Source organism: Pseudomonas sp. IT-P100, assembly GCF_949767185.1.
GTDB lineage: Bacteria > Pseudomonadota > Gammaproteobacteria > Pseudomonadales > Pseudomonadaceae > Aquipseudomonas > Aquipseudomonas fluorescens_B.
The window spans coordinates 356,608-376,242 of the sequence record NZ_CATKQK010000022.1 but is presented as its reverse complement, the minus strand read 5'-3'; the positions used below and the strand labels follow the sequence as shown (position 1 = coordinate 376,242).

The following is a 19,635-nucleotide window of genomic DNA, read 5'->3' as shown; positions in this document are numbered from 1 at the left end:
GACTACTTCGTAGCCGAACGGGGATAAATCCCCTCGCCACAACAGCCCTACACACAAGATAGTGCAAGGCTGCAAATCAACGCTTGTCGCGGCGCTTCTTGTCGGCCTTCTTGTGGTGCGACATCAAGCGACGCTTCTTGTTGACCTGGCGGTCTGTCAGCGAGTTCTTGTTGCCTTCGTACGGGTTCTCGCCGCCCTTGAACTCGATGCGGATCGGCGTACCGACCAGCTTCAAAACACGACGGTAAGTGTTTTCCAGATAACGAACGTAAGACTTCGGCACCTTCTCGATCTGGTTACCGTGAATCACGATGATCGGCGGGTTCGCGCCACCCAAGTGGGCGTAACGCAGCTTGATCCGGCGGTTGTTGACCATCGGTGGCGCGTGCTCACCGACCGCATCTTCCAGGATCTGGGTCAGGCGGTTGGTCGGCCAGCGGGTGACCGCGGACTTGAACGAGTTCTGTACGGAAGCGTAGAGGTTGCCCACGCCAGTGCCGTGCAGGGCCGAGATGAAGTGGATGTCGGCGTAGTCAACGAAGAACAGTCGACGTTGCAGCTCGACCTTCACGAAGTCACGCTCGCTCGGCGTCATGCCGTCCCACTTGTTGATCGCGATCACCAGCGCACGACCCGATTCGATGGCAAAGCCCAGCAGGTTCAGGTCGTGGTCCACCACGCCTTCGCGGGCGTCCATCACGAAGATCACGACGTTGGCGTCTTTGATCGCCTGCAGGGTTTTGACCACGGAGAATTTTTCGACTTCTTCGTGGATCTTGCCGCGCTTGCGCACACCGGCGGTGTCGATCAGCGTGTACTTCTCGTCGTTACGTTCGAACGGGATGTAGATACTGTCGCGGGTGGTGCCGGGCTGGTCATACACGATCACCCGGTCTTCACCGAGCATGCGGTTGACCAGGGTCGACTTGCCGACGTTCGGGCGGCCGATGATGGCGATCTTGATCCCGTCTTTTTCGCTCGGGCCAGGAATGCGCTTGGCTTCCTCGCCTTCGGCAACGATCTCTTCTTCGCCGTCTTCCGGTTCTTCTTCGTCTTTCGGGAAATCGCTCAGGGCGATTTCCAGCATCTGGGTGATGCCACGACCATGAGCACCGGCGATCGGGATCGCGTGGCCCATGCCCAACGGAGCGAATTCGGCGCGGGCCATTTCAGGGTCGATATTGTCGACCTTGTTGGCAACCACGTAGGAACGCTTGTTACGTTTGCGCAAATGCTCGGCGATCATCTGGTCGGCGGCGGTGAAACCGGCCTTGGCATCTACCAGGAACAGAACGACATCGGCTTCTTCAATGGCCAGCAGCGACTGCTCGGCCATTTTTTCGTCCATACCGTGCTCGTCACCGGAGATACCGCCGGTGTCGACCAGAATGTAGGAACGCCCTTGCCACTTGGCCTCACCGTATTGGCGATCACGGGTCAGACCGGACAAGTCGCCGACGATGGCGTCGCGAGTCCTGGTCAGGCGGTTGAACAAGGTGGACTTGCCGACGTTCGGTCGGCCCACCAGGGCGATTACGGGAACCATGCGGCTCTCCACTTCGTTATTTCAGAAAATACAAAAGCCGCTGCGAGGCAGCGGCTGGTGCTCGGGGCAGCGTTTGAAAACGCTGCGAGCCCCGCAGAACGGGGCCGCTTGGGGGTTAAACCCCAAGCATAGTCTTTACTTGATGGTCAGGGCTTCCAGTTTGCCGCTGTTGCCATACAGATAAATCGTGTCACCCACCACCAGCGGACGGGCACGCAGGCCGTCGCTGTCGATGCGCTCGCGGCCGACAAAGCGACCGTCCACCTGGCTCAGCAGGTGCACGTAGCCTTCCATGTCACCGACCGCAACATAGCTGGAGAACACTTCCGGAGCCGACAGTTGACGGCGAGCCAGCGAATCGTTGCTCCACAAAGCCGTGGTGGAACGCTCGTCGACGCCTTCAACGGTGCCCGAAGACAGGCTCACATAAACAGTGCCGAAACCCTGGGCCACGCCGGCGTAGCTGGAAGCATCACGCTGCCAGAGTTGACGCCCGCTTTCCAGGTCCAGTGCCGCAACGCGACCCTGATAACTGGCGACATACAGCGTACCGCCGGACAGCAGCAAGCCACCGTCGATATCGACAACACGCTCCAGCTCCGAACGACCTTGTGGAATCGCTACCCGCTGTTCCCACACCGGCACGCCGTTGGAGATATCGAGCGCGACCACTTTACCGGTCGACAAACCAGCCACCGCGAGGCGGTTGGTGACGATCGGCGCACTGGTGCCACGCAGGGTCAGGACGGCAGGCGTGCTGTCATACAACCAGCGCTGGTTGCCGGTAGCGGCATCCAGACCGATCAGACGGTCGTCCTGAGTCTGGACCACCACCACGTCACCGTTGTTGGCCGGCGGTGCGAGGACTTCGCTGGACACGCGAGCGCGCCATTTCTCTTCACCGTTGGTAGCGTCCATGGCAACGATTTCGCCCTTGGTCGTACCGATCACGAGCAAGCCGTAACCCACGCCAACGGCGCCGGAAACAGGCAGTTCGAGGTCTTTCTTCCATTTGACGTCGCCATTGCTGCGATCCATCGCCATCACCACGCCGGTGACGTCGGCGGCATAGATGGTATCGCCATCGATCGCCGGAACCAGCATGTTGTAGGTTTCGCCCTGACCGTCACCGATCGAACGACTCCACTGCTTTTGCAGGACCACTTCTTCTTTGAAGTCGACCAGCTCGGCAGGCGGCAATTCTTTTTTGCTGTTGCTGCTGCAACCCGCGGCCAATACGGCCAGAGCCAGCAATGCTGCATGTTTCCAACGGATCACGTCACGCATCCCCTTTGGCCAGATCGTCCAGCTTGATTTGTAGGCCACCGACTGCCGCTTCATCCGACAGTGCCGCCTTGGCTTTTTGATACGCAGCGTTCGCTTCATCGGTACGACCCAACTGCACCAGCAGGTCGCCCTTGAGTTCTTCGCGAGTGGCGAGGAATGCTTTATCGGCATCGCCTTCGAGCAGTTTCAGGGCTTCATCGGCCTTGTTCTGCGCGGCCAGTACCTGCGCCAGGCGCTGACGGGCGATTTCACCCAGTGCCGGGTTGGCCGGTTTGGCAACGATGGCTTTCAGCTCGGTGGCAGCGTCGTCCAGCTTGCCGCTGTCGACCGCGACTTTCGCCACGAACAGGCTGCCGTACTGCGCGTAGGCGGTGCCGCCGAACTCGCTGTTAAGCTTGCCGGCCAGGTCCGAAACACGGGCGGCGTCAGGCTTGCCGTCAGGCGTCAGCGTGGTTTCGAGCAATTGCTGATAGAGAATCGAGGCGCTTTGCGACTGATTGCTCTGATACTTGTGATAGGCCTGCCAGCCGAACACGATGACCAGCGCCAACAGGCCGCCAGTGACCAGGGGCTTGCCGTTGCGTGACCACCAGTCCTTAAAATCCGCCAGCTGTTCGTCTTCGGTACTCGACACCCCAATACTCCTTAATCGCTAAATCGGCTGTTTGACAGCTTCAACCCTGCACGACGCAGGTGGCCAGGTGTGCAGCAAGCGCATCCCAGGCAATGCTTTGTTGTTCGCCCTGGCCACGCAGGGGTTTGAAACCTACCACTTGCTGGGCCATTTCGTCGTCACCGAGGATCAGCGCGTACAGCGCACCGCTCTTGTCGGCCTTCTTGAACTGGCTTTTGAAGCTGCCGGCGCCGGCATTGATCTGCAGGCGCAGGTTGGGCAATTGATCGCGAACCTTTTCGCTCAACGTCAGCGCAGCCAACTCGGCAGCCTCGCCGAATGCGCAAAGATAGACGTCGACCTGACGGGAGATCTCTTCCGGGATCTGCTCCAGGGTTTCCAGCAGCAGCACGAGGCGCTCGATGCCCATGGCGAAACCAACGCCCGGGGTCGGCTTGCCGCCCATCTGCTCCACCAGACCGTCGTAACGACCGCCGGCACACACGGTGCCTTGAGCGCCCAACTTGTCGGTGACCCATTCGAAAACGGTCTTGCTGTAGTAATCCAGCCCGCGAACCAGCTTCGGGTTGATCACATAAGGAATGCCGGCGGCGTCCAGGCGAGACTTGAGGCCCTCGAAGTGCACGCGGGATTCGTCGTCGAGGTAGTCGGCCATTTTCGGCGCGTCGACCAGGATCGCTTGAGTGTCGGCGTTCTTGGTGTCCAGAACCCGCAGCGGGTTGGTCTTCAGACGGCGCTGACTGTCTTCGTCGAGCTTGTCCAGGTGAGCGGACAGGAACTCGACCAGCGCTTCGCGATAACGACCGCGGGATTCACTGGTGCCCAAGCTGTTGAGCTCGAGCTTGACCGCATCACGGATGCCCAGCTCGCCCCACAGGCGCCAGGTCAGCACGATCAGCTCGGCGTCGATGTCCGGACCGTCGAGGTTGAACACCTCGACACCGATCTGGTGGAACTGGCGATAACGGCCTTTCTGCGGACGTTCGTGGCGGAACATCGGGCCGATGTACCAGAGTTTCTGCACCTGCCCCCCCCCGGTGATGCCGTGCTCGAGCACCGCACGCACGCAGGCCGCCGTGCCTTCGGGACGCAGGGTCAGCGAATCGCCGTTGCGGTCTTCGAAGGTGTACATCTCTTTTTCGACGATGTCCGTCACTTCGCCGATCGAGCGCTTGAACAGCTCGGTGAACTCGACGATCGGCATGCGGATCTGCTTGTAACCGTAGTTATCCAGCAGACGCGAAACGGCGCCCTCGAAATGACGCCACAGGGGAGTCTGTTCGGGCAGGATGTCGTTCATGCCACGTATGGCTTGCAGAGACTTGCTCACTATCAATCCTTAAATTTGTCCGGCTCTTTAGTCAGGCTCAGCCACGCGCAATAACGGCAGCGTCGGCTTCGACCTTTTCGGCCGCTTTCTGGCGGATCAAGCGTTCGAGCTCATCCACCAGATTGTCATTCGTCAGTTTCTGCGACGGCTTGCCGTCGATGTAAATCAGGTTTGGCGTGCCGCCGGTCAAGCCGATATGGGCTTCCTTGGCTTCGCCCGGCCCGTTGACCACGCATCCGATGACCGCGACATCCAGCGGCACCAGCAAGTCTTCGAGGCGCCCTTCCAGCTCGTTCATGGTTTTGACCACATCGAAGTTCTGCCGCGAGCAGCTCGGGCAGGCGATGAAGTTGATGCCACGGGAACGCAGGTGCAGGGATTTGAGAATGTCGTAGCCGACTTTCACTTCCTCGACCGGGTCGGCCGCCAACGAGATGCGGATAGTATCGCCAATCCCTTCGGCGAGCAGCATACCGAGGCCCACGGCAGATTTCACCGTGCCGGAACGCAAACCACCGGCTTCGGTGATGCCCAGGTGCAGCGGCTGGACGATTTCCTTGGCCAGCAAGCGGTAAGCGGCGACGGCCATGAACACGTCGGAGGCTTTCACGCTGACCTTGAAGTCCTGGAAGTTCAAGCGTTCAAGGTGTTCGACGTGGCGCAGGGCGGACTCGACCAGCGCGGCCGGGGTCGGCTCGCCGTATTTCTTTTGCAGGTCTTTTTCCAGGGAACCGGCGTTGACGCCGATGCGGATCGGAATCCCGCGGTCACGGGCGGCATCGACCACCGCACGCACGCGGTCTTCACGACCGATGTTGCCCGGGTTGATCCGCAAGCAGTCAACGCCCAGTTCGGCGACGCGCAGCGCGATCTTGTAGTCGAAGTGAATGTCGGCCACCAGCGGCACTTTGACCAGTTGCTTGATCTTGCCGAAGGCTTCGGCGGCGTCCATGTCCGGCACGGAAACCCGCACGATATCGACACCAGCGGCTTCCAGACGATTGATCTGGGCCACGGTGGCGGCGACGTCATTGGTGTCGCTGTTGGTCATGCTCTGCACAGCGATGGGCGCATCGCCGCCAACAGGCACGTTACCGACCCAGATTTTCCGGGATTCGCGACGCTTGATTGGAGATTCGCCGTGCATGACTTATTGACCCAACTTCAGGCGAGCAGTCTCGCCACTGGTGAACGGAGCGACATCGACCACCTGCCCGTTGTAGCTGACCTGCGCGCCACGGGCGAAGCCCAGGCGCACGGCAAACGGCGGCTTGCCGCTGACGGTAACGTTTTCGCCTTTACGCTTGAGACCACTGAGCAGCACTTTGCCAGTGCCGTCGGTAACCTGGGTCCAGCAATCGGCAGTGAATTGCAGTTGAACCTGACCCTGGCCGGCAGCTGGAGCAGCCGCCGCAGGAGCGGGAATGGTCGGCGTGACAGAAGCGCTCGCAGGCGGGGTCGATACCACAGGTGCCGTCGGAGCTGGCGCTACCGGCGTCGAGACAACCGGCGCGGTGCTGTGCGCCGGTGCAGCGGGGGCCGGGGCAACCGGTGCGGTTGGAGCAGTTGCTGGCGCAGTGGCTTCAGGTTCGGCTGTTGCTTCAGTGGAATTCTCGACTTGCGGCAATGCCAGCGACGTCGTGCCTTGCGCCTGACCTTCCACGACAGCCTGGTCTTCCGGCTCGTCCAGCGGATGGATCTGGGTGGTGCCGTCGGCGCCTTCGACTTCAACGTGTTCCGGGCTCAGGCTGACCTGCTCTTTGCTGCGCAAGGAGGTCTGATCCTGCCACCAGACAAAACCACCACCGATCACCGCAATCAGCAGCAACAGGCTGACGATTCGCAAAATGGTGTGGGAAACGCGGACGGGTTCTTCGATGCGGCCCAGGCTATGGACGTTGCTGCCCTGGGAGTCGGTGCCGGTGGATTGGTCGAACTGCTGAACCAGAACGGTCTGGTCCATGCCCAGCAATTTGGCATAGGCGCGAATATAACCGCGGGCAAAGGTATGCCCAGGCAGCTTGTCGAAAGCGCCGGCTTCAAGATTGCTCAGGGAATTGACGGTGAGGTTGAGCTTGAGGGCCACTTCGGCCAGCGACCAGCCATTGCTTTCGCGGGCCTGGCGCAAAGTCTCACCGGGGTTAACGCGATTCGCTGCTACAACTTCGGGATGCGCCGCTTTCATCATTGCTCCGACAGGTATTGCTGATATTCCGGCGTACCGGGATAGAGTCGTTTTAGTTGCAGGCCAAAACTGGCGGCCTTGTCGCGATCTTCGAACACTTTTGCCAGCCGAACGCCGAGCAATAGACTACGTGCATTTTGCTCGGTGAGCAGGCTAAAACGGTCGTAATAGTCACGCGCGGGCACATAATGCCTGTCTTCGTAAGACAACTCAGCCATTTCCAGCAATGCACGTGGCTGTTGGCGGTTCAAACGCAGGGCTTTTTCCAGTTGCTGCCGGGCCAGATCACGCTGGCCAAGCTTGGAAGCGGTCATGCCCAGGTTCTCGAACACCCTTGAACGCTCAGGATACAGGGTATCGGCGGCGGCCTGTTCGAAGCGCTCGTAAGCCTCTTTGTAACGTTTCTGCTCGAAAAGAAAACTGCCGTAATTATTCAGGATGCGTGCATCGCCAGAACGGGAGGACAGCGCCTTGCGAAAATGCTCGTCCGCCAGCTCCGGCTCCATCTCGGCCTGAAACACCAGACCCAAAGCGGCGTTGGCGTCAGGGTCCGAGCTGTCCAGCTCCAAGGCCTTTTTCAGTGGGACCTTGGCGCGTTCGGTCATGCCCTGCTGCAAGTAGCCCAGGCCCAGTTGCACATAGGCGACACGCGCTTCGTCGCGGCCCTTGCTGGTCTTCATCGGGTTGAAATCGCCCGACAGGACGCAACCAGTACAAAGACTGGCCAACAGCACAAGCAGCGCGAAGCGCAGGGACATAGAGATCCTCTCTTGAGTTATTTCGCGGCGTTTTGCGCCATATCGCTGTCGGCGCTCAACTCGCGCACGGCAATATAACGTTCGCTGCGACGGGTGCGATCCAGCACCTGCCCTACCAATTGGCCACACGCGGCATCGATGTCTTCACCGCGGGTAGTGCGTACGGTGACATTGAAACCTGCATGGTGAAGCTGATCCTGGAACCGGCGAATCGCGTTGTTGCTCGGGCGTTCATAACCGGAATGCGGGAACGGGTTGAACGGAATCAGGTTGATCTTGCACGGGATGTTCTTGAGCAGCTCGATCATCTCGACCGCGTGCTCGACCTTGTCATTGATGTCCTTGAGCAAGGTGTACTCGATGGTCAGCACGCGTTTTTCGCCCAGGGACGACATGTAGCGCTGGCACGACTCGAGGAGCATCTTAAGCGGATATTTCTTGTTGATCGGCACCAATTGGTTACGCAATGCGTCGTTCGGTGCGTGCAGGGACAACGCCAGGGAGACGTCGATGTGCTTGGACAGCTCATCGATCATCGGCACCACGCCGGAGGTCGACAGGGTCACGCGGCGCTTGGAAATGCCGTAGCCCAGGTCGTCCATCATCAGATGCATGGCCGCAACGACGTTGTCGAAGTTCAGCAGCGGCTCGCCCATGCCCATCATCACCACGTTGGTGATGGCACGGTCGGCGGTCGCCGGGATGCTGCCGAACGATTTATTGGCAATCCACACCTGGCCGATGACTTCGGCGGCGGTGAGGTTGCTGTTGAAACCTTGCTTGCCGGTGGAGCAGAAGCTGCAATCCAGGGCACAGCCTGCCTGGGACGAAACGCACAACGTGCCGCGTTTGCCCTGGGGAATGTAAACGGTCTCGACGCAGCTGCCGGACGCCACGCGCACCACCCACTTACGGGTGCCGTCGGTCGAAATGTCCTCGCTGACGACTTCAGGACCGCGAACTTCGGCAATAGCCTTGAGCTTGTCGCGCAAGGCCTTGCTGACGTTCGTCATGGCGTCGAAATCATCGACGCCAAGGTGGTGAATCCATTTCATTACCTGACCGGCACGGAAACGCTTCTCCCCGATCGAGTCGAAGAATTTTTCCATTTCCTGTTGAGTCAGACCCAGCAGGTTGGTTTTTACAGTCGATGTAGTCATGGATTCACCTTCACTCTTAAGCCAATGCTTAGCGAGTGGTTACTTCAGTAGCTGCGAAGAAGTACGAGATTTCGCGAGCAGCAGCGGCTTCGGAGTCCGAGCCGTGTACAGCGTTGGCATCGATGGAATCAGCGAAGTCAGCACGGATGGTGCCGGCAGCAGCTTCTTTAGGGTTGGTAGCGCCCATCAGCTCACGGTTCAGAGCGATAGCGTTTTCGCCTTCCAGAACCTGAACGACAACCGGGCCGGAGATCATGAAAGCAACCAGGTCGCCGAAGAAACCGCGAGCGCTGTGCTCAGCGTAGAAGCCTTCAGCTTCGGCTTTGGACAGTTGCTTCAGTTTCGAAGCTACAACGCGCAGGCCTGCTTTTTCGAAACGAGTGGTGATCTCGCCGATGACGTTTTTTGCAACAGCGTCAGGCTTGATGATGGAGAAAGTACGTTGAACAGCCATGGTGTAACTCCAGAAACGGTAATTTGTGAAAAATTAAACCCGCGAATTATACGCGGGTTCTTGGGTATTGCCTAACTGCGTACGGTGCAGACTCAGTCTGCTTCTTCGATCCAGGCGGCCTGAATGGCTTCAAGCACCTTCTCGCCACCGCGTGTCGGATCATCACTGAACTCCGGCAATGCCAGCACCCATTTGTGCAGATCGACGAAGTTCACATAACGCGGGTCCACTTCCGGCTTGGATTCAGCCAGCTGGATCGCGATTTCCAGCACATCAACCCATTTCAGACTCATGACAGTTCCTTGAATCAGTGCGGCGCTTCGGCGGCATGGTTGAGCGAGTATTTCGGAATTTCGACAGTCAGGTCTTCAGTCCCGACGATCGCCTGACAGCCTAGACGCGAATGCGCTTCCAGACCCCAGGCCCGATCAAGAAAGTCTTCTTCCAGCTCATCAGCCTCTTCCAGCGAGTCAAAACCTTCGCGGATGATGCAGTGACAAGTGGTGCAGGCGCAGACGCCACCGCAGGCACTTTCCATCTCGATGTGGTGTTCATGGGCCAGCTCGAGAATGGAGATGCCGGGCTCAGCCTCGACAACCATGCCTTCCGGGCAGAACTTCTCGTGGGGCAGAAAAATGACCTGCGGCATCAGTTATCCTCGATTTCATTCAGGTTGCGCCCCGCCAGCGCGGCTTTCACCGTCGAGTCCAGGCGGCGGGCAGCAAAGGCATCGGTCACTTGCGACAGACGCTTGGTCTGCTGCTCGATGGCGTAACCATCGGTACCTTTCATCAGTTCGGTCAGCTCCTGCATCTGCAGCTCGATGACCATGCGCTCTTCGGCGTCGAGCAAACGCTCGCCGTCAGCCTCGAGGGCGGCTTGCACCGCTTCGATCAGTCGCTGGGCATCAACCTGCTGCTCCCGCAATACGCGAGCGACCTTGTCGTCATTGGCGTGCTGGAACGAATCCTTGAGCATCTTGGCGATTTCGCCGTCGGTCAGGCCGTAGGACGGCTTGACCTGAATGCTGGCTTCAACGCCCGAACCCAATTCACGGGCCGACACGCTGAGCAGACCGTCGGCATCGACCTGGAAGGTCACGCGAATCTTCGCCGCACCGGCCACCATCGCCGGAATACCGCGCAATTCGAAGCGCGCCAGGGAGCGGCAATCACTGATCAGCTCGCGCTCGCCCTGCAATACGTGAATCGCCATGGCCGACTGGCCATCTTTGTACGTGGTGAAGTCCTGGGCACGAGCGACGGGGATGGTGGTGTTGCGCGGAATCACCTTCTCCATCAGGCCGCCCATGGTTTCCAGCCCCAGGGACAACGGAATCACGTCAAGCAACAACAGTTCGCCACCATCGCGTTTGTTACCGGCCAGCGTATCGGCCTGGATCGCGGCACCGATGGCCACCACTTGATCCGGATCGATTTCAGTCAGCGGCTGGCGACCAAAGGCTTCAGCGACCGCCTCGCGAACGCGAGGTACGCGGGTCGAACCGCCGACCATGACCACAGCGTGCACTTCTTCCAGCTCGATGCCGGAATCACGCACTGCACGGCGGCAGGCTTTCAGGCTGCGAGCGACCATCGGCTCGATCAGCGCATTAAAGGCTTCGCGGGTCAGTTCGGCTTTCCAGTCGCCATAAGCGACTTCTACGGCAGCAGCATTGGTCAGCGCTTCTTTGGCCGCGCAAGCGGTTTGCAGCAGGTTGCGCTGTGCACCCGGGTCGAGGTCGGCGGACAAACCGGCGCTCTCGATGATCCAGCCAGCGATCGCGTGGTCAAAGTCATCGCCGCCCAGGGCACTGTCGCCGCCGGTGGCCAGCACTTCGAACACACCGCCGGTCAGGCGCAGAATCGAAATATCGAAAGTACCGCCGCCCAGGTCATAAATCGCGACCAGGCCTTCAGCATGCTGATCCAGACCGTAGGCCACCGCCGCAGCGGTCGGCTCATTGAGCAAACGCAGCACGTTCAGGCCGGCCAGCTTGGCCGCATCCTTGGTGGCTTGACGCTGGGCATCGTCGAAATAGGCCGGGACGGTGATCACCGCACCGACCAGCTCGCCACCCAAGGTCGCTTCAGCGCGCTGACGCAGCACCTTGAGGATATCGGCGGAGACTTCGACCGGGCTTTTCGGCCCCTGGATGGTGTCGATGAACGGCATGTGCGATTCGCCGCCGACAAAGCGGTACGGCAGTTGATCGCCCAATTGCTTGACGTCGGACAGACCACGACCCATCAAGCGCTTGACCGACAGCACGGTGTTCAACGGATCGGTAGCGGCAGCCAGCTTGGCGGACTCGCCCACTTCGACGCGATCGGCGTGATAGCGCACGGCAGACGGCAGGATGACTTGCCCGTCAGCGTCGGCCAGGGGCTCGGAAAGACCACTGCGCAATGCAGCGACCAGCGAATTGGTAGTGCCCAAGTCGATCCCCACAGCCAGACGACGCTGGTGCGGTTGAGGACTTTGGCCGGGTTCGGCGATCTGCAGTAGGGCCATCGTGATCAGGACTTATCTGTATATCAGGCGTGCGACCGGAGCGGCACTGGGTTAATCGTCGAGGCGCTCTTCTAACTGGCGCACTTCGTAGGTGAGCTTGTCGAGGAACTGCATGCGCCGCATCAGGCGTTCGGCCTGCTCACGTTGCGCTGCGTCATTCCAACAGGCTGCGAAGCTTTGGTTCAGTTCTTCCTGAGCGGTTTTCAGGCGACGCTTGAACGCTGCAATACCGGCCATGTCGGCACTGTCTTGCAGGTCTTCGAGCTCTTCACGCAGCTCCATCTGCTGCAGGAGAAACGCCGGATCATGCACCGTGACCTCCAGCGGCAGCTCGCCACCATTCAGGGCGAGCAGGTATCGCGCGCGCTTCGGGGGGCTTTTGAGCGTCTGGTAGGCCTCGTTGAGGCTCGCGGATTGCTCTAGCGCCAGCCGTTGCTCGCGCTCGGAAGCGTCCGCAAAACGGTCCGGATGAACACTGCGCGCCAACTCACGGTAGCGCGTAGCCAGCTGCTCGAGGTCCAGATCGAAACTCGGTTGCAGCTCGAATAAAGCGAAATGACAAGGAGTACCCACAAGAAGCCTCAGATATTGAAGCTTTCGCCGCAGCCACATTCACCGCGTACGTTGGGGTTGTTGAACTTGAAGCCTTCGTTCAACCCTTCCTTGACGAAATCGAGCTCGGTGCCGTCCAGGTAGGCCAGGCTTTTCGGGTCGATGATCACTTTTTCGCCGTGACTTTCGAACACCTGATCCTCTGCAACCACCTCGTCGACAAACTCCAGCACATAGGCAAGGCCGGAACAGCCCGTGGTGCGAACACCCAGACGAATCCCTTCACCTTTGCCGCGCCCGTTGAGGGAGCGTCGCACGTGTTGAGCAGCCGCTTCTGTCATGCTGATAGCCATCGGTGACTCCTTACTCGTCGCCAAAAATCAGATCAAGCCTTTCTTCTGCTTGTAGTCGCGAACGGCCGCTTTGATAGCGTCTTCAGCAAGTACGGAGCAGTGAATTTTCACTGGCGGCAGGGCCAGCTCTTCGGCCAGTTGAGTGTTCTTGATGGTCTCTGCTTCATCCAGAGTCTTGCCTTTCATCCACTCGGTCGCCAGGGAGCTGGAGGCGATAGCCGAACCGCAACCGTAGGTCTTGAACTTGGCGTCTTCGATGATGCCTTGCTCGTTGACCTTGATCTGCAGGCGCATTACGTCGCCGCACGCCGGGGCGCCGACCATGCCGGTGCCGACATCCGGGTCTTCGGCGTCCATCTTGCCGACGTTACGCGGGTTTTCGTAGTGGTCGATGACCTTTTCGCTGTAAGCCATGATTCTTAATCCTCACTCATCAGAGAGTCGCTCTTGAGGCCCTGGGAACCGGGGTTCGACAGGGCCGGTTTGCGGCGACTTGAAATCAGTGTGCCGCCCACTCGATTTTCGAAATGTCGACACCGTCTTTGTACATGTCCCACAGCGGCGACAGAGCGCGCAGCTTGGTAACGGCCTCGCAGACTTTCTGCGCGGCGTAGTCGATTTCTTCTTCGGTAGTGAAACGACCGAAGGTGAAGCGGATCGAGCTGTGTGCCAGTTCGTCGTTGCGGCCCAGGGCGCGCAGTACGTACGAAGGCTCCAGCGAAGCCGAGGTGCAGGCCGAACCGGACGAAACTGCCAGATCCTTGAGCGCCATGATCAGCGACTCGCCTTCAACGTAGTTGAAGCTCAGGTTCAGGTTGTGCGGAACGCGGGCGGTCATGCTGCCGTTGACGTACAGCTCTTCCAGGTCTTCGACCTGCTTGAAGAAACGGTCGCTCAGGGCTTTGATGCGTACGTTCTCGGCAGCCATGTCTTCCTTGGCTACGCGGAAGGCTTCGCCCATGCCGACGATCTGGTGGGTCGCCAGGGTGCCGGAACGCATGCCGCGCTCGTGACCGCCGCCGTGCATGGTCGCTTCGATGCGCACACGCGGCTTGCGGCTGACGTACAGCGCGCCGATGCCTTTAGGGCCGTAGGTCTTGTGGGCGGAGAACGACATCATGTCGACTTTCAGTTTCTGCAGGTCGATCTCGACCTTGCCAGTGGACTGAGCGGCATCGACGTGGAACAGGATGCCCTTGGAGCGGGTCAGTTCGCCGATGGCTGCGATGTCGTTGATGGTGCCGATTTCGTTGTTCACGTGCATGACCGAAACCAGGATGGTGTCGTCACGCAGCGCTGCTTCGATCATCGCTGGCGTAATCAGGCCATCGGTCTGCGGCTCGAGGTAGGTCACTTCGAAGCCTTCACGCTCCAGTTGGCGCATGGTGTCGAGGACAGCCTTGTGCTCAATCTTGGTGGTGATCAGGTGTTTGCCTTTGGTCGCATAGAAATGCGCCGCACCCTTGATTGCCAGGTTGTCGGACTCGGTGGCGCCGGAGGTCCAGACGATTTCACGCGGGTCGGCGTTGACCAGGTCTGCGACCTGACGACGAGCGTTTTCGACGGACTCTTCAGCTTTCCAGCCGAACACGTGGGAACGGGACGCCGGGTTACCGAAGTTTCCGTCGACCAGCAGGCATTCACTCATTTTTTGCGCAACACGCGGATCAACCGGGGTGGTCGCAGAGTAATCAAGGTAAATCGGCAATTTCATGGACTATCTCCTAAATCAGGCTGGCTGGCGTGCCGCTAGCTCTTTGGCTGTCATTCGACGGCGGACGCTTCAATCTTGTCCAGGCGTGGCGCCTTGCTGTTGCAACGGCGCTGGTCCTGACGCTGGGCTACTTCTTGTACCTCACGGCGAGTGACAAGATCAGCCAAGCTGATACCGCTCAGAAACTCGTGAATCTGCAGGCTCAGGTCGCACCACAAGTGGTGAGTCAGGCAGGTGTCGCCTTGATGGCAATCGCCCTGGCCCTGGCACTTGGTCGCATCGACCGATTCGTTTACCGCATCGATCACCTGGGCGACCTGGATGCCCTGCATGTCGCGGGACAGCTGATAGCCGCCGCCGGGACCGCGGACGCTGGACACCAGATTGCTGCGGCGCAATTTGGCGAACAGCTGTTCGAGGTAGGACAGGGAGATGCCTTGGCGCTCGGAGATATCAGCCAGGGACACCGGCCCGTGCTGCGCGTGCAACGCCAGATCGAGCATGGCGGTCACGGCGTATCGGCCTTTTGTAGTCAGTCGCATGGACAATTACCACGGAGTTCGGAATGGGGCGAGTATGCAATTCCCGAGTATTTAAGTCAACTATAAGACCTAGTACTTTAGTCAGGTTTACCCGCAAAAGAGCGGCAGCATCATAGCAGGGTCCGCGGCTTAATGGCACACCGGCCGGCGTACTGCACCTTTCTGAATACGACCCCCTGCAGGAGCTGCCGGGGGCTGCGATCTTTTGTTTTTCAAGATCAACAGATCGCAGCCTTCGGCAGCTCCTACGGAGAATCAGCTGGCCTGGCTCTGATCCTTGTCCTTCACACACGCAAAGTCTTCTTCGCGCAGCTCAGGCAGATCTTTCGCACAATAATTACTGCCCAGGTCCTTCAGCGCCCCGCACATCCCCTCCAGACGCCCATCAACCGCCTGCAAGTGATCGAGCAACTGATTGATGGCGCGAGCCACCGGGTCCGGCATGTCTTCGCCGACACCGTAAGCGTCAAAGCCGATCTTCTCGGCCATGGCCTTGCGCTTGGCGTCCTGCTCTTCATCGGACTTGACGATGATCCGCCCCGGAATACCGACCACTGTCGCACCGGCCGGCACAGCCTTGGTCACCACAGCATTGGAACCGACCTTGGCCCCGGCTCCGACGGTGAACGGGCCGAGCACCTTGGCACCCGCCCCCACCACAACGCCATCTTCCAGCGTCGGGTGGCGCTTGCCTTTATTCCAGCTGGTGCCACCGAGCGTCACACCCTGATAAAGGGTGACGTCATTGCCGATCTCGGCAGTCTCACCGATGACAATGCCCATGCCATGGTCAATAAAGAAACGACGCCCCACCTTGGCCCCCGGATGAATCTCGATCCCGGTCAACCAGCGACCGAAGTTCGACACCAGCCGCGCCAGCCATTTCAAGTCCGCCCGCCACAACATCGAGGACAAACGATGGATCCAGATGGCGTGCATGCCCGGGTAGCAAGTCAGGACTTCAAAAGCGTTACGCGCCGCCGGGTCACGATGGAAAACACTCTGGATATCTTCACGCAAACGCTCGAACATCATTAATCCTTCCGCTTTAGAAGCTCGCCACGGGCCGCTTTCTGGGTTTCCGTGAGGATGCCACGCAATATATTCATTTCCGCCCGGCTGACCGAGCTTCGTCCGTACAACCGACGCAGGCGCGCCATCAAGTGCCGTGGCTTTTCCGGATCGAGGAATTCGATGGCCACCAGGGTTTGCTCCAGGTGTTCATAGAATCGCTCCAGCTCATCCATGGTCGCCAGCTCAGCGCTTTTGACGGAGGCCACTTCTTCCTTCTCGACCTTGCTCGGCTGGCCTTGGGCCGCGAGCCAGGACATACGCACTTCATAACTCAACACCTGCACCGCTGCCCCAAGGTTCAGCGAGCTGAACTCAGGGTCTGATGGGATGTGCACGTGATAATGACATCGCTGCAGCTCTTCATTGGTCAGGCCGGAATCTTCACGACCAAAGACCAAAGCGATTTCGGCGCCCTGCCCCGCCTCCTCGACCACTTTCGTCCCGCATTCGCGTGGATCGAGCAGCGGCCAGGGAATGCGTCGGTCACGGGCGCTGGTACCGAGCACCAGATTGCAGCCAACCAACGCATCTTCCAAGGTGGCGACGACTTGCGCGTTTTCAAGGATGTCCCCGGCGCCGGAGGCACGGGCATCCGCCTCGTGGTGCGGGAACAGCCGTGGTTCGACCAGCACCAGCCGCGACAGGCCCATGTTCTTCATGGCGCGCGCAGCCCCTCCGATATTGCCGGGGTGGCTGGTATTGACCAGGACGACACGAATATTTTGCAGCACGGGAGGCGTTCTCGAACACAATAAAGGGGAGCCGAATCTTACAGCGCCGACTACCGTTAAGCTACGAAAGCGAACACCGACCTTCACCTGTAGAAAAGTTCTGATAGAATGCCCGGCTTTCTTTAACAACCTTAGGTGACACATCCATGCAGCCCATGCTGAATATCGCGCTGCGCGCCGCCCGCAGCGCCAGTGAATTGATCTTCCGCTCCATCGAGCGCCTGGATACCATCAAGGTCGACGAAAAAGACGCCAAGGATTATGTATCCGAGGTGGACCGCGCCGCTGAACAGAAAATCATCGACGCGCTGCGCAAGGCCTACCCGAACCACTCGATCATGGGTGAAGAAACCGGCATGCACGCCGGCACCGGGATCGAAGGCGAAGAATACCTGTGGATCATCGATCCGCTGGACGGCACCACCAACTTCCTGCGCGGCATTCCTCACTTCGCTGTCAGCATCGCCTGCAAATACCGCGGTCGCCTGGAACACGCTGTTGTCCTGGACCCGGTTCGCCAGGAAGAATTCACCGCCAGCCGTGGTCGCGGCGCTCAACTGAACGGTCGTCGCCTGCGCGTCAGCGGTCGCACCAGCCTCGACGGCGCCCTGCTGGGTACCGGCTTCCCGTTCCGCGACGACCAGATGGACAACCTCGACAACTACCTGGGCATGTTCCGCGCCCTGGTTGGCCAGACCGCCGGCATCCGCCGTGCCGGCGCGGCGAGCCTGGACCTGGCTTACGTGGCAGCGGGCCGTTTCGATGCATTCTGGGAGTCGGGCCTGTCCGAGTGGGACATGGCTGCAGGCGCCCTGCTGATCCAGGAAGCCGGCGGTTTGGTGAGCGACTTCACCGGCGGTCACGATTTCCTTGAGAAAGGCCACATCGTTGCAGGTAACACCAAATGCTTCAAGGCAGTGCTGACGGCGATCCAGCCGCACCTGCCGGCCTCGCTGAAGCGCTAAGCGACCGGCCACAAAAAAGCACCCTTCGGGGTGCTTTTTTTATGCCTGGAATCCAACCTCAAGAACACCGCAAACCAAATGTGGGAGCGAGCCTGCTCGCGATGGCTGAGCCACATTCAACATTGATGGAGGCTGACACACCACTATCGCGAGCAGGCTCGCTCCCACAGGGGATTTGTGGTGATGCATGAGTTTCGGGCACAAAAAAGCACCCCGAAGGGTGCTTCTTTTTGAATCCGAGCGATTTATTGACCCTGCTGATTCTGCGACAGGATCAACTTGCCTTCCTTATCGACCGGAATCTGGTTGCCCGGATCACGGTCCATCCGCACCTTGCCTTCCTTGCCATCCAGCGAATAACGAACGTCATAACCCACAACCTTGTCGCTGATGTCATTCACGGTGTTACAGCGAGTTTGAGTCGTGGTGTAGGTGTCACGCTCCTGCATGCCTTCCTGAACCTTGTTACCGGCGTAACCACCACCGACCGCGCCCGCAACCGTGGCAATTTTCTTGCCGGTGCCGCCGCCGATCTGGTTACCAAGCAGACCACCTGCCAGTGCACCTACCACCGTACCCGCGATCTGGTGTTGATCTTTCACCGGCGCTTGCCGGGTTACCGTGACGTCCTTGCACACTTCACGTGGCGTCTTGATTTGTGTCTTGACCGGTTCAACGGCTAGAACTTGCGCATACTCAGGGCCGCTTTTAACCAGGCTGTAGGTGGCAACAGCACCCCCGGCAGTCACACCGACAGCACCCAATACCGCACCAACCAGCAACGACTTGTTCACATGAACCTCCTGACCATCACCCGCGGAACATGTCCGCGCTTCTCCCAGCCTTGGAGCACAAAAAAAGGCGCGAGTTCAACTCGCGCCTTTTTCGGGCTGACAGCCGGGAAACGATGGCCGTTATGGACGGTCGTCGATTTCCTTGTCAGTGGCCACTGGAGCAATCAGGTCTTCGGTGCTCAGGTTCAGCCAGATCAGCACCACGTTGGCGATGTAGATCGACGAGTAAGTACCCGCCAGAACACCGATAAACAGGGCGATGGAGAAGCCGAACAGGTTGTCGCCGCCGAAGAACAGCAGGGCCGCGATCGCCAGCAAGGTGGAGATCGACGTCGCCATGGTCCGCAGCAGGGTTTGCGTGGTCGAGATGTTGATGTTCTCGATCAGGCTGGCCTTGCGCAGCACCCGGAAGTTCTCACGAACCCGGTCGAATACCACGATGGTGTCGTTGAGCGAGTAACCGATGATCGCCAGCACCGCCGCCAGTACCGTCAGGTCGAAGGTGATCTGGAAAAACGACAGGATACCGATGGTCACGATCACGTCGTGGATCAGCGAAACAATGGCACCGACCGCAAACTTCCACTGAAAGCGGAAAGCCAGGTAGATCAGGATGCCGCCCAGCGCCATCAGCATGCCGAGGCCGCCCTGGTCGCGCAGCTCTTCACCGACCTGCGGGCCGACGAACTCGACGCGCTTGACCGTCGCCGGGTTGTCGCCGCCGACTTTCAGCAGCGCTTCAGCCACTTGATGGCCCAGCTGCGGGTCTTCACCCGGCATGCGCACCAGCAAATCGGTGGTTGCACCGAAGCTCTGCACGATCGCCTCGTGATAACCCGAAGTAACCAGTTGCTCACGCACCTTGGTGACGTCGGCCGGACGCTCGTAGGTCAGCTCGATGAGCGTACCGCCGGTGAAGTCCAGGCCCCAGTTCATGCCCTTGGTGGCGACGCTGAACAATGCCAATGCCGTGAGGAACAATGTGACGCCGAACGCGAAGTTGCGAACGCCCATGAAGTTGATTGTACGTAACATGGCAGCC

Annotated in this window: 22 protein-coding genes; 1 reads left to right on the top strand and 21 read right to left on the bottom strand. The window is 59.5% G+C overall.

Features of this window, described 5'->3' with window-relative positions; all coding sequences use genetic code 11:
* Nucleotides 1-76: 76 nt before the first annotated feature.
* From der to trmJ, 19 genes are all read right to left on the bottom strand, one after another.
* Nucleotides 77-1,546 (bottom strand): ribosome biogenesis GTPase Der, encoded by a 1,470-nt coding sequence (gene der / locus ACM6IQ_RS17905; RefSeq protein ID WP_017340309.1) that lies wholly within the window; start codon nt 1,544-1,546, stop codon nt 77-79.
* A gap of 135 nt (nt 1,547-1,681) precedes the next feature.
* Nucleotides 1,682-2,833, bottom strand: a complete 1,152-nt coding sequence (gene bamB / locus ACM6IQ_RS17900) for an outer membrane protein assembly factor BamB (RefSeq protein ID WP_017340310.1) — start codon at nt 2,831-2,833, stop codon at nt 1,682-1,684.
* Nucleotides 2,826-3,467, bottom strand: a complete 642-nt coding sequence (locus tag ACM6IQ_RS17895; protein WP_017340311.1) for a tetratricopeptide repeat protein — start codon at nt 3,465-3,467, stop codon at nt 2,826-2,828. The genes bamB and ACM6IQ_RS17895 overlap by 8 nt, the downstream gene beginning before the upstream one ends.
* Before the next feature lie 40 nt (nt 3,468-3,507).
* Nucleotides 3,508-4,797, bottom strand: a complete 1,290-nt coding sequence (gene hisS, locus ACM6IQ_RS17890; protein ID WP_414879453.1) for a histidine--tRNA ligase — start codon at nt 4,795-4,797, stop codon at nt 3,508-3,510.
* A 37-nt stretch (nt 4,798-4,834) separates the two neighbouring features.
* Entirely contained in the window at nt 4,835-5,944 is a 1,110-nt protein-coding gene (ispG, locus tag ACM6IQ_RS17885) for a flavodoxin-dependent (E)-4-hydroxy-3-methylbut-2-enyl-diphosphate synthase (protein WP_007903603.1), read from the bottom strand.
* A 3-nt stretch (nt 5,945-5,947) separates the two neighbouring features.
* Nucleotides 5,948-6,982: a RodZ domain-containing protein gene (locus ACM6IQ_RS17880; protein WP_414879452.1), complete on the bottom strand. Its 1,035-nt coding sequence runs from the start codon at nt 6,980-6,982 to the stop codon at nt 5,948-5,950.
* Nucleotides 6,982-7,740: a type IV pilus biogenesis/stability protein PilW gene (gene pilW / locus ACM6IQ_RS17875; RefSeq protein WP_017340313.1), complete on the bottom strand. Its 759-nt coding sequence runs from the start codon at nt 7,738-7,740 to the stop codon at nt 6,982-6,984. Before pilW ends, ACM6IQ_RS17880 begins: the two co-directional genes overlap by 1 nt.
* A gap of 17 nt (nt 7,741-7,757) precedes the next feature.
* On the bottom strand, nt 7,758-8,900 hold the full coding sequence (gene rlmN, locus ACM6IQ_RS17870; protein WP_017340314.1) for a 23S rRNA (adenine(2503)-C(2))-methyltransferase RlmN: 1,143 nt from the start codon (nt 8,898-8,900) through the stop codon (nt 7,758-7,760).
* Nucleotides 8,901-8,928: 28 nt separating this feature from the next.
* Nucleotides 8,929-9,354: a nucleoside-diphosphate kinase gene (gene ndk, locus ACM6IQ_RS17865; RefSeq protein ID WP_007916882.1), complete on the bottom strand. Its 426-nt coding sequence runs from the start codon at nt 9,352-9,354 to the stop codon at nt 8,929-8,931.
* A gap of 92 nt (nt 9,355-9,446) precedes the next feature.
* Entirely contained in the window at nt 9,447-9,647 is a 201-nt protein-coding gene (iscX, locus tag ACM6IQ_RS17860) for a Fe-S cluster assembly protein IscX (protein ID WP_017340315.1), read from the bottom strand.
* Between the two features lie 14 nt (nt 9,648-9,661).
* Entirely contained in the window at nt 9,662-10,003 is a 342-nt protein-coding gene (fdx, locus tag ACM6IQ_RS17855) for an ISC system 2Fe-2S type ferredoxin (protein WP_123719422.1), read from the bottom strand.
* Nucleotides 10,003-11,868, bottom strand: coding sequence for a Fe-S protein assembly chaperone HscA (gene hscA / locus ACM6IQ_RS17850; RefSeq protein ID WP_017340316.1), 1,866 nt, complete (start codon nt 11,866-11,868; stop codon nt 10,003-10,005). Before hscA ends, fdx begins: the two co-directional genes overlap by 1 nt.
* A 51-nt stretch (nt 11,869-11,919) precedes the next feature.
* Entirely contained in the window at nt 11,920-12,441 is a 522-nt protein-coding gene (gene hscB, locus ACM6IQ_RS17845; protein ID WP_017340317.1) for a co-chaperone HscB, read from the bottom strand.
* An 8-nt stretch (nt 12,442-12,449) separates the two neighbouring features.
* Entirely contained in the window at nt 12,450-12,773 is a 324-nt protein-coding gene (gene iscA, locus ACM6IQ_RS17840; protein ID WP_007903589.1) for an iron-sulfur cluster assembly protein IscA, read from the bottom strand.
* Nucleotides 12,774-12,800: 27 nt separating this feature from the next.
* Nucleotides 12,801-13,187: a Fe-S cluster assembly scaffold IscU gene (gene iscU / locus ACM6IQ_RS17835; RefSeq protein WP_003443374.1), complete on the bottom strand. Its 387-nt coding sequence runs from the start codon at nt 13,185-13,187 to the stop codon at nt 12,801-12,803.
* A gap of 85 nt (nt 13,188-13,272) precedes the next feature.
* The gene (locus ACM6IQ_RS17830) at nt 13,273-14,487 is read right to left on the bottom strand and encodes an IscS subfamily cysteine desulfurase (protein WP_017340318.1); all 1,215 of its coding nucleotides are present in this window, start codon (nt 14,485-14,487) and stop codon (nt 13,273-13,275) included.
* A 50-nt stretch (nt 14,488-14,537) separates the two neighbouring features.
* On the bottom strand, nt 14,538-15,029 hold the full coding sequence (gene iscR / locus ACM6IQ_RS17825) for a Fe-S cluster assembly transcriptional regulator IscR (protein ID WP_007903581.1): 492 nt from the start codon (nt 15,027-15,029) through the stop codon (nt 14,538-14,540).
* A gap of 255 nt (nt 15,030-15,284) precedes the next feature.
* A complete protein-coding gene (gene cysE, locus ACM6IQ_RS17820) occupies nt 15,285-16,061 on the bottom strand; it encodes a serine O-acetyltransferase (protein WP_031319081.1) in 777 nt (258 codons plus the stop codon).
* 2 nt (nt 16,062-16,063) lie between these two features.
* Nucleotides 16,064-16,834, bottom strand: coding sequence for a tRNA (cytosine(32)/uridine(32)-2'-O)-methyltransferase TrmJ (gene trmJ, locus ACM6IQ_RS17815; RefSeq protein WP_008025492.1), 771 nt, complete (start codon nt 16,832-16,834; stop codon nt 16,064-16,066).
* Nucleotides 16,835-16,980: 146 nt separating this feature from the next.
* Here trmJ and suhB point away from each other — a divergent pair, with 146 nt between their 5' ends.
* Nucleotides 16,981-17,799, top strand: a complete 819-nt coding sequence (suhB, locus tag ACM6IQ_RS17810) for an inositol-phosphate phosphatase (protein WP_123582276.1) — start codon at nt 16,981-16,983, stop codon at nt 17,797-17,799.
* Nucleotides 17,800-18,044: 245 nt separating this feature from the next.
* Here suhB and ACM6IQ_RS17805 read toward each other — a convergent pair whose 3' ends face one another.
* Both ACM6IQ_RS17805 and secF read right to left on the bottom strand, forming a co-directional pair.
* Nucleotides 18,045-18,593, bottom strand: a complete 549-nt coding sequence (locus ACM6IQ_RS17805; protein ID WP_017340321.1) for a glycine zipper 2TM domain-containing protein — start codon at nt 18,591-18,593, stop codon at nt 18,045-18,047.
* A gap of 120 nt (nt 18,594-18,713) precedes the next feature.
* Nucleotides 18,714-19,628 carry a protein translocase subunit SecF gene (secF, locus tag ACM6IQ_RS17800; protein ID WP_414879451.1) on the bottom strand — a complete coding sequence of 305 codons (915 nt, stop codon included), beginning with the start codon at nt 19,626-19,628 and terminating at the stop codon, nt 18,714-18,716.
* Between the last annotated feature and the right edge of the window lie 7 nt (nt 19,629-19,635).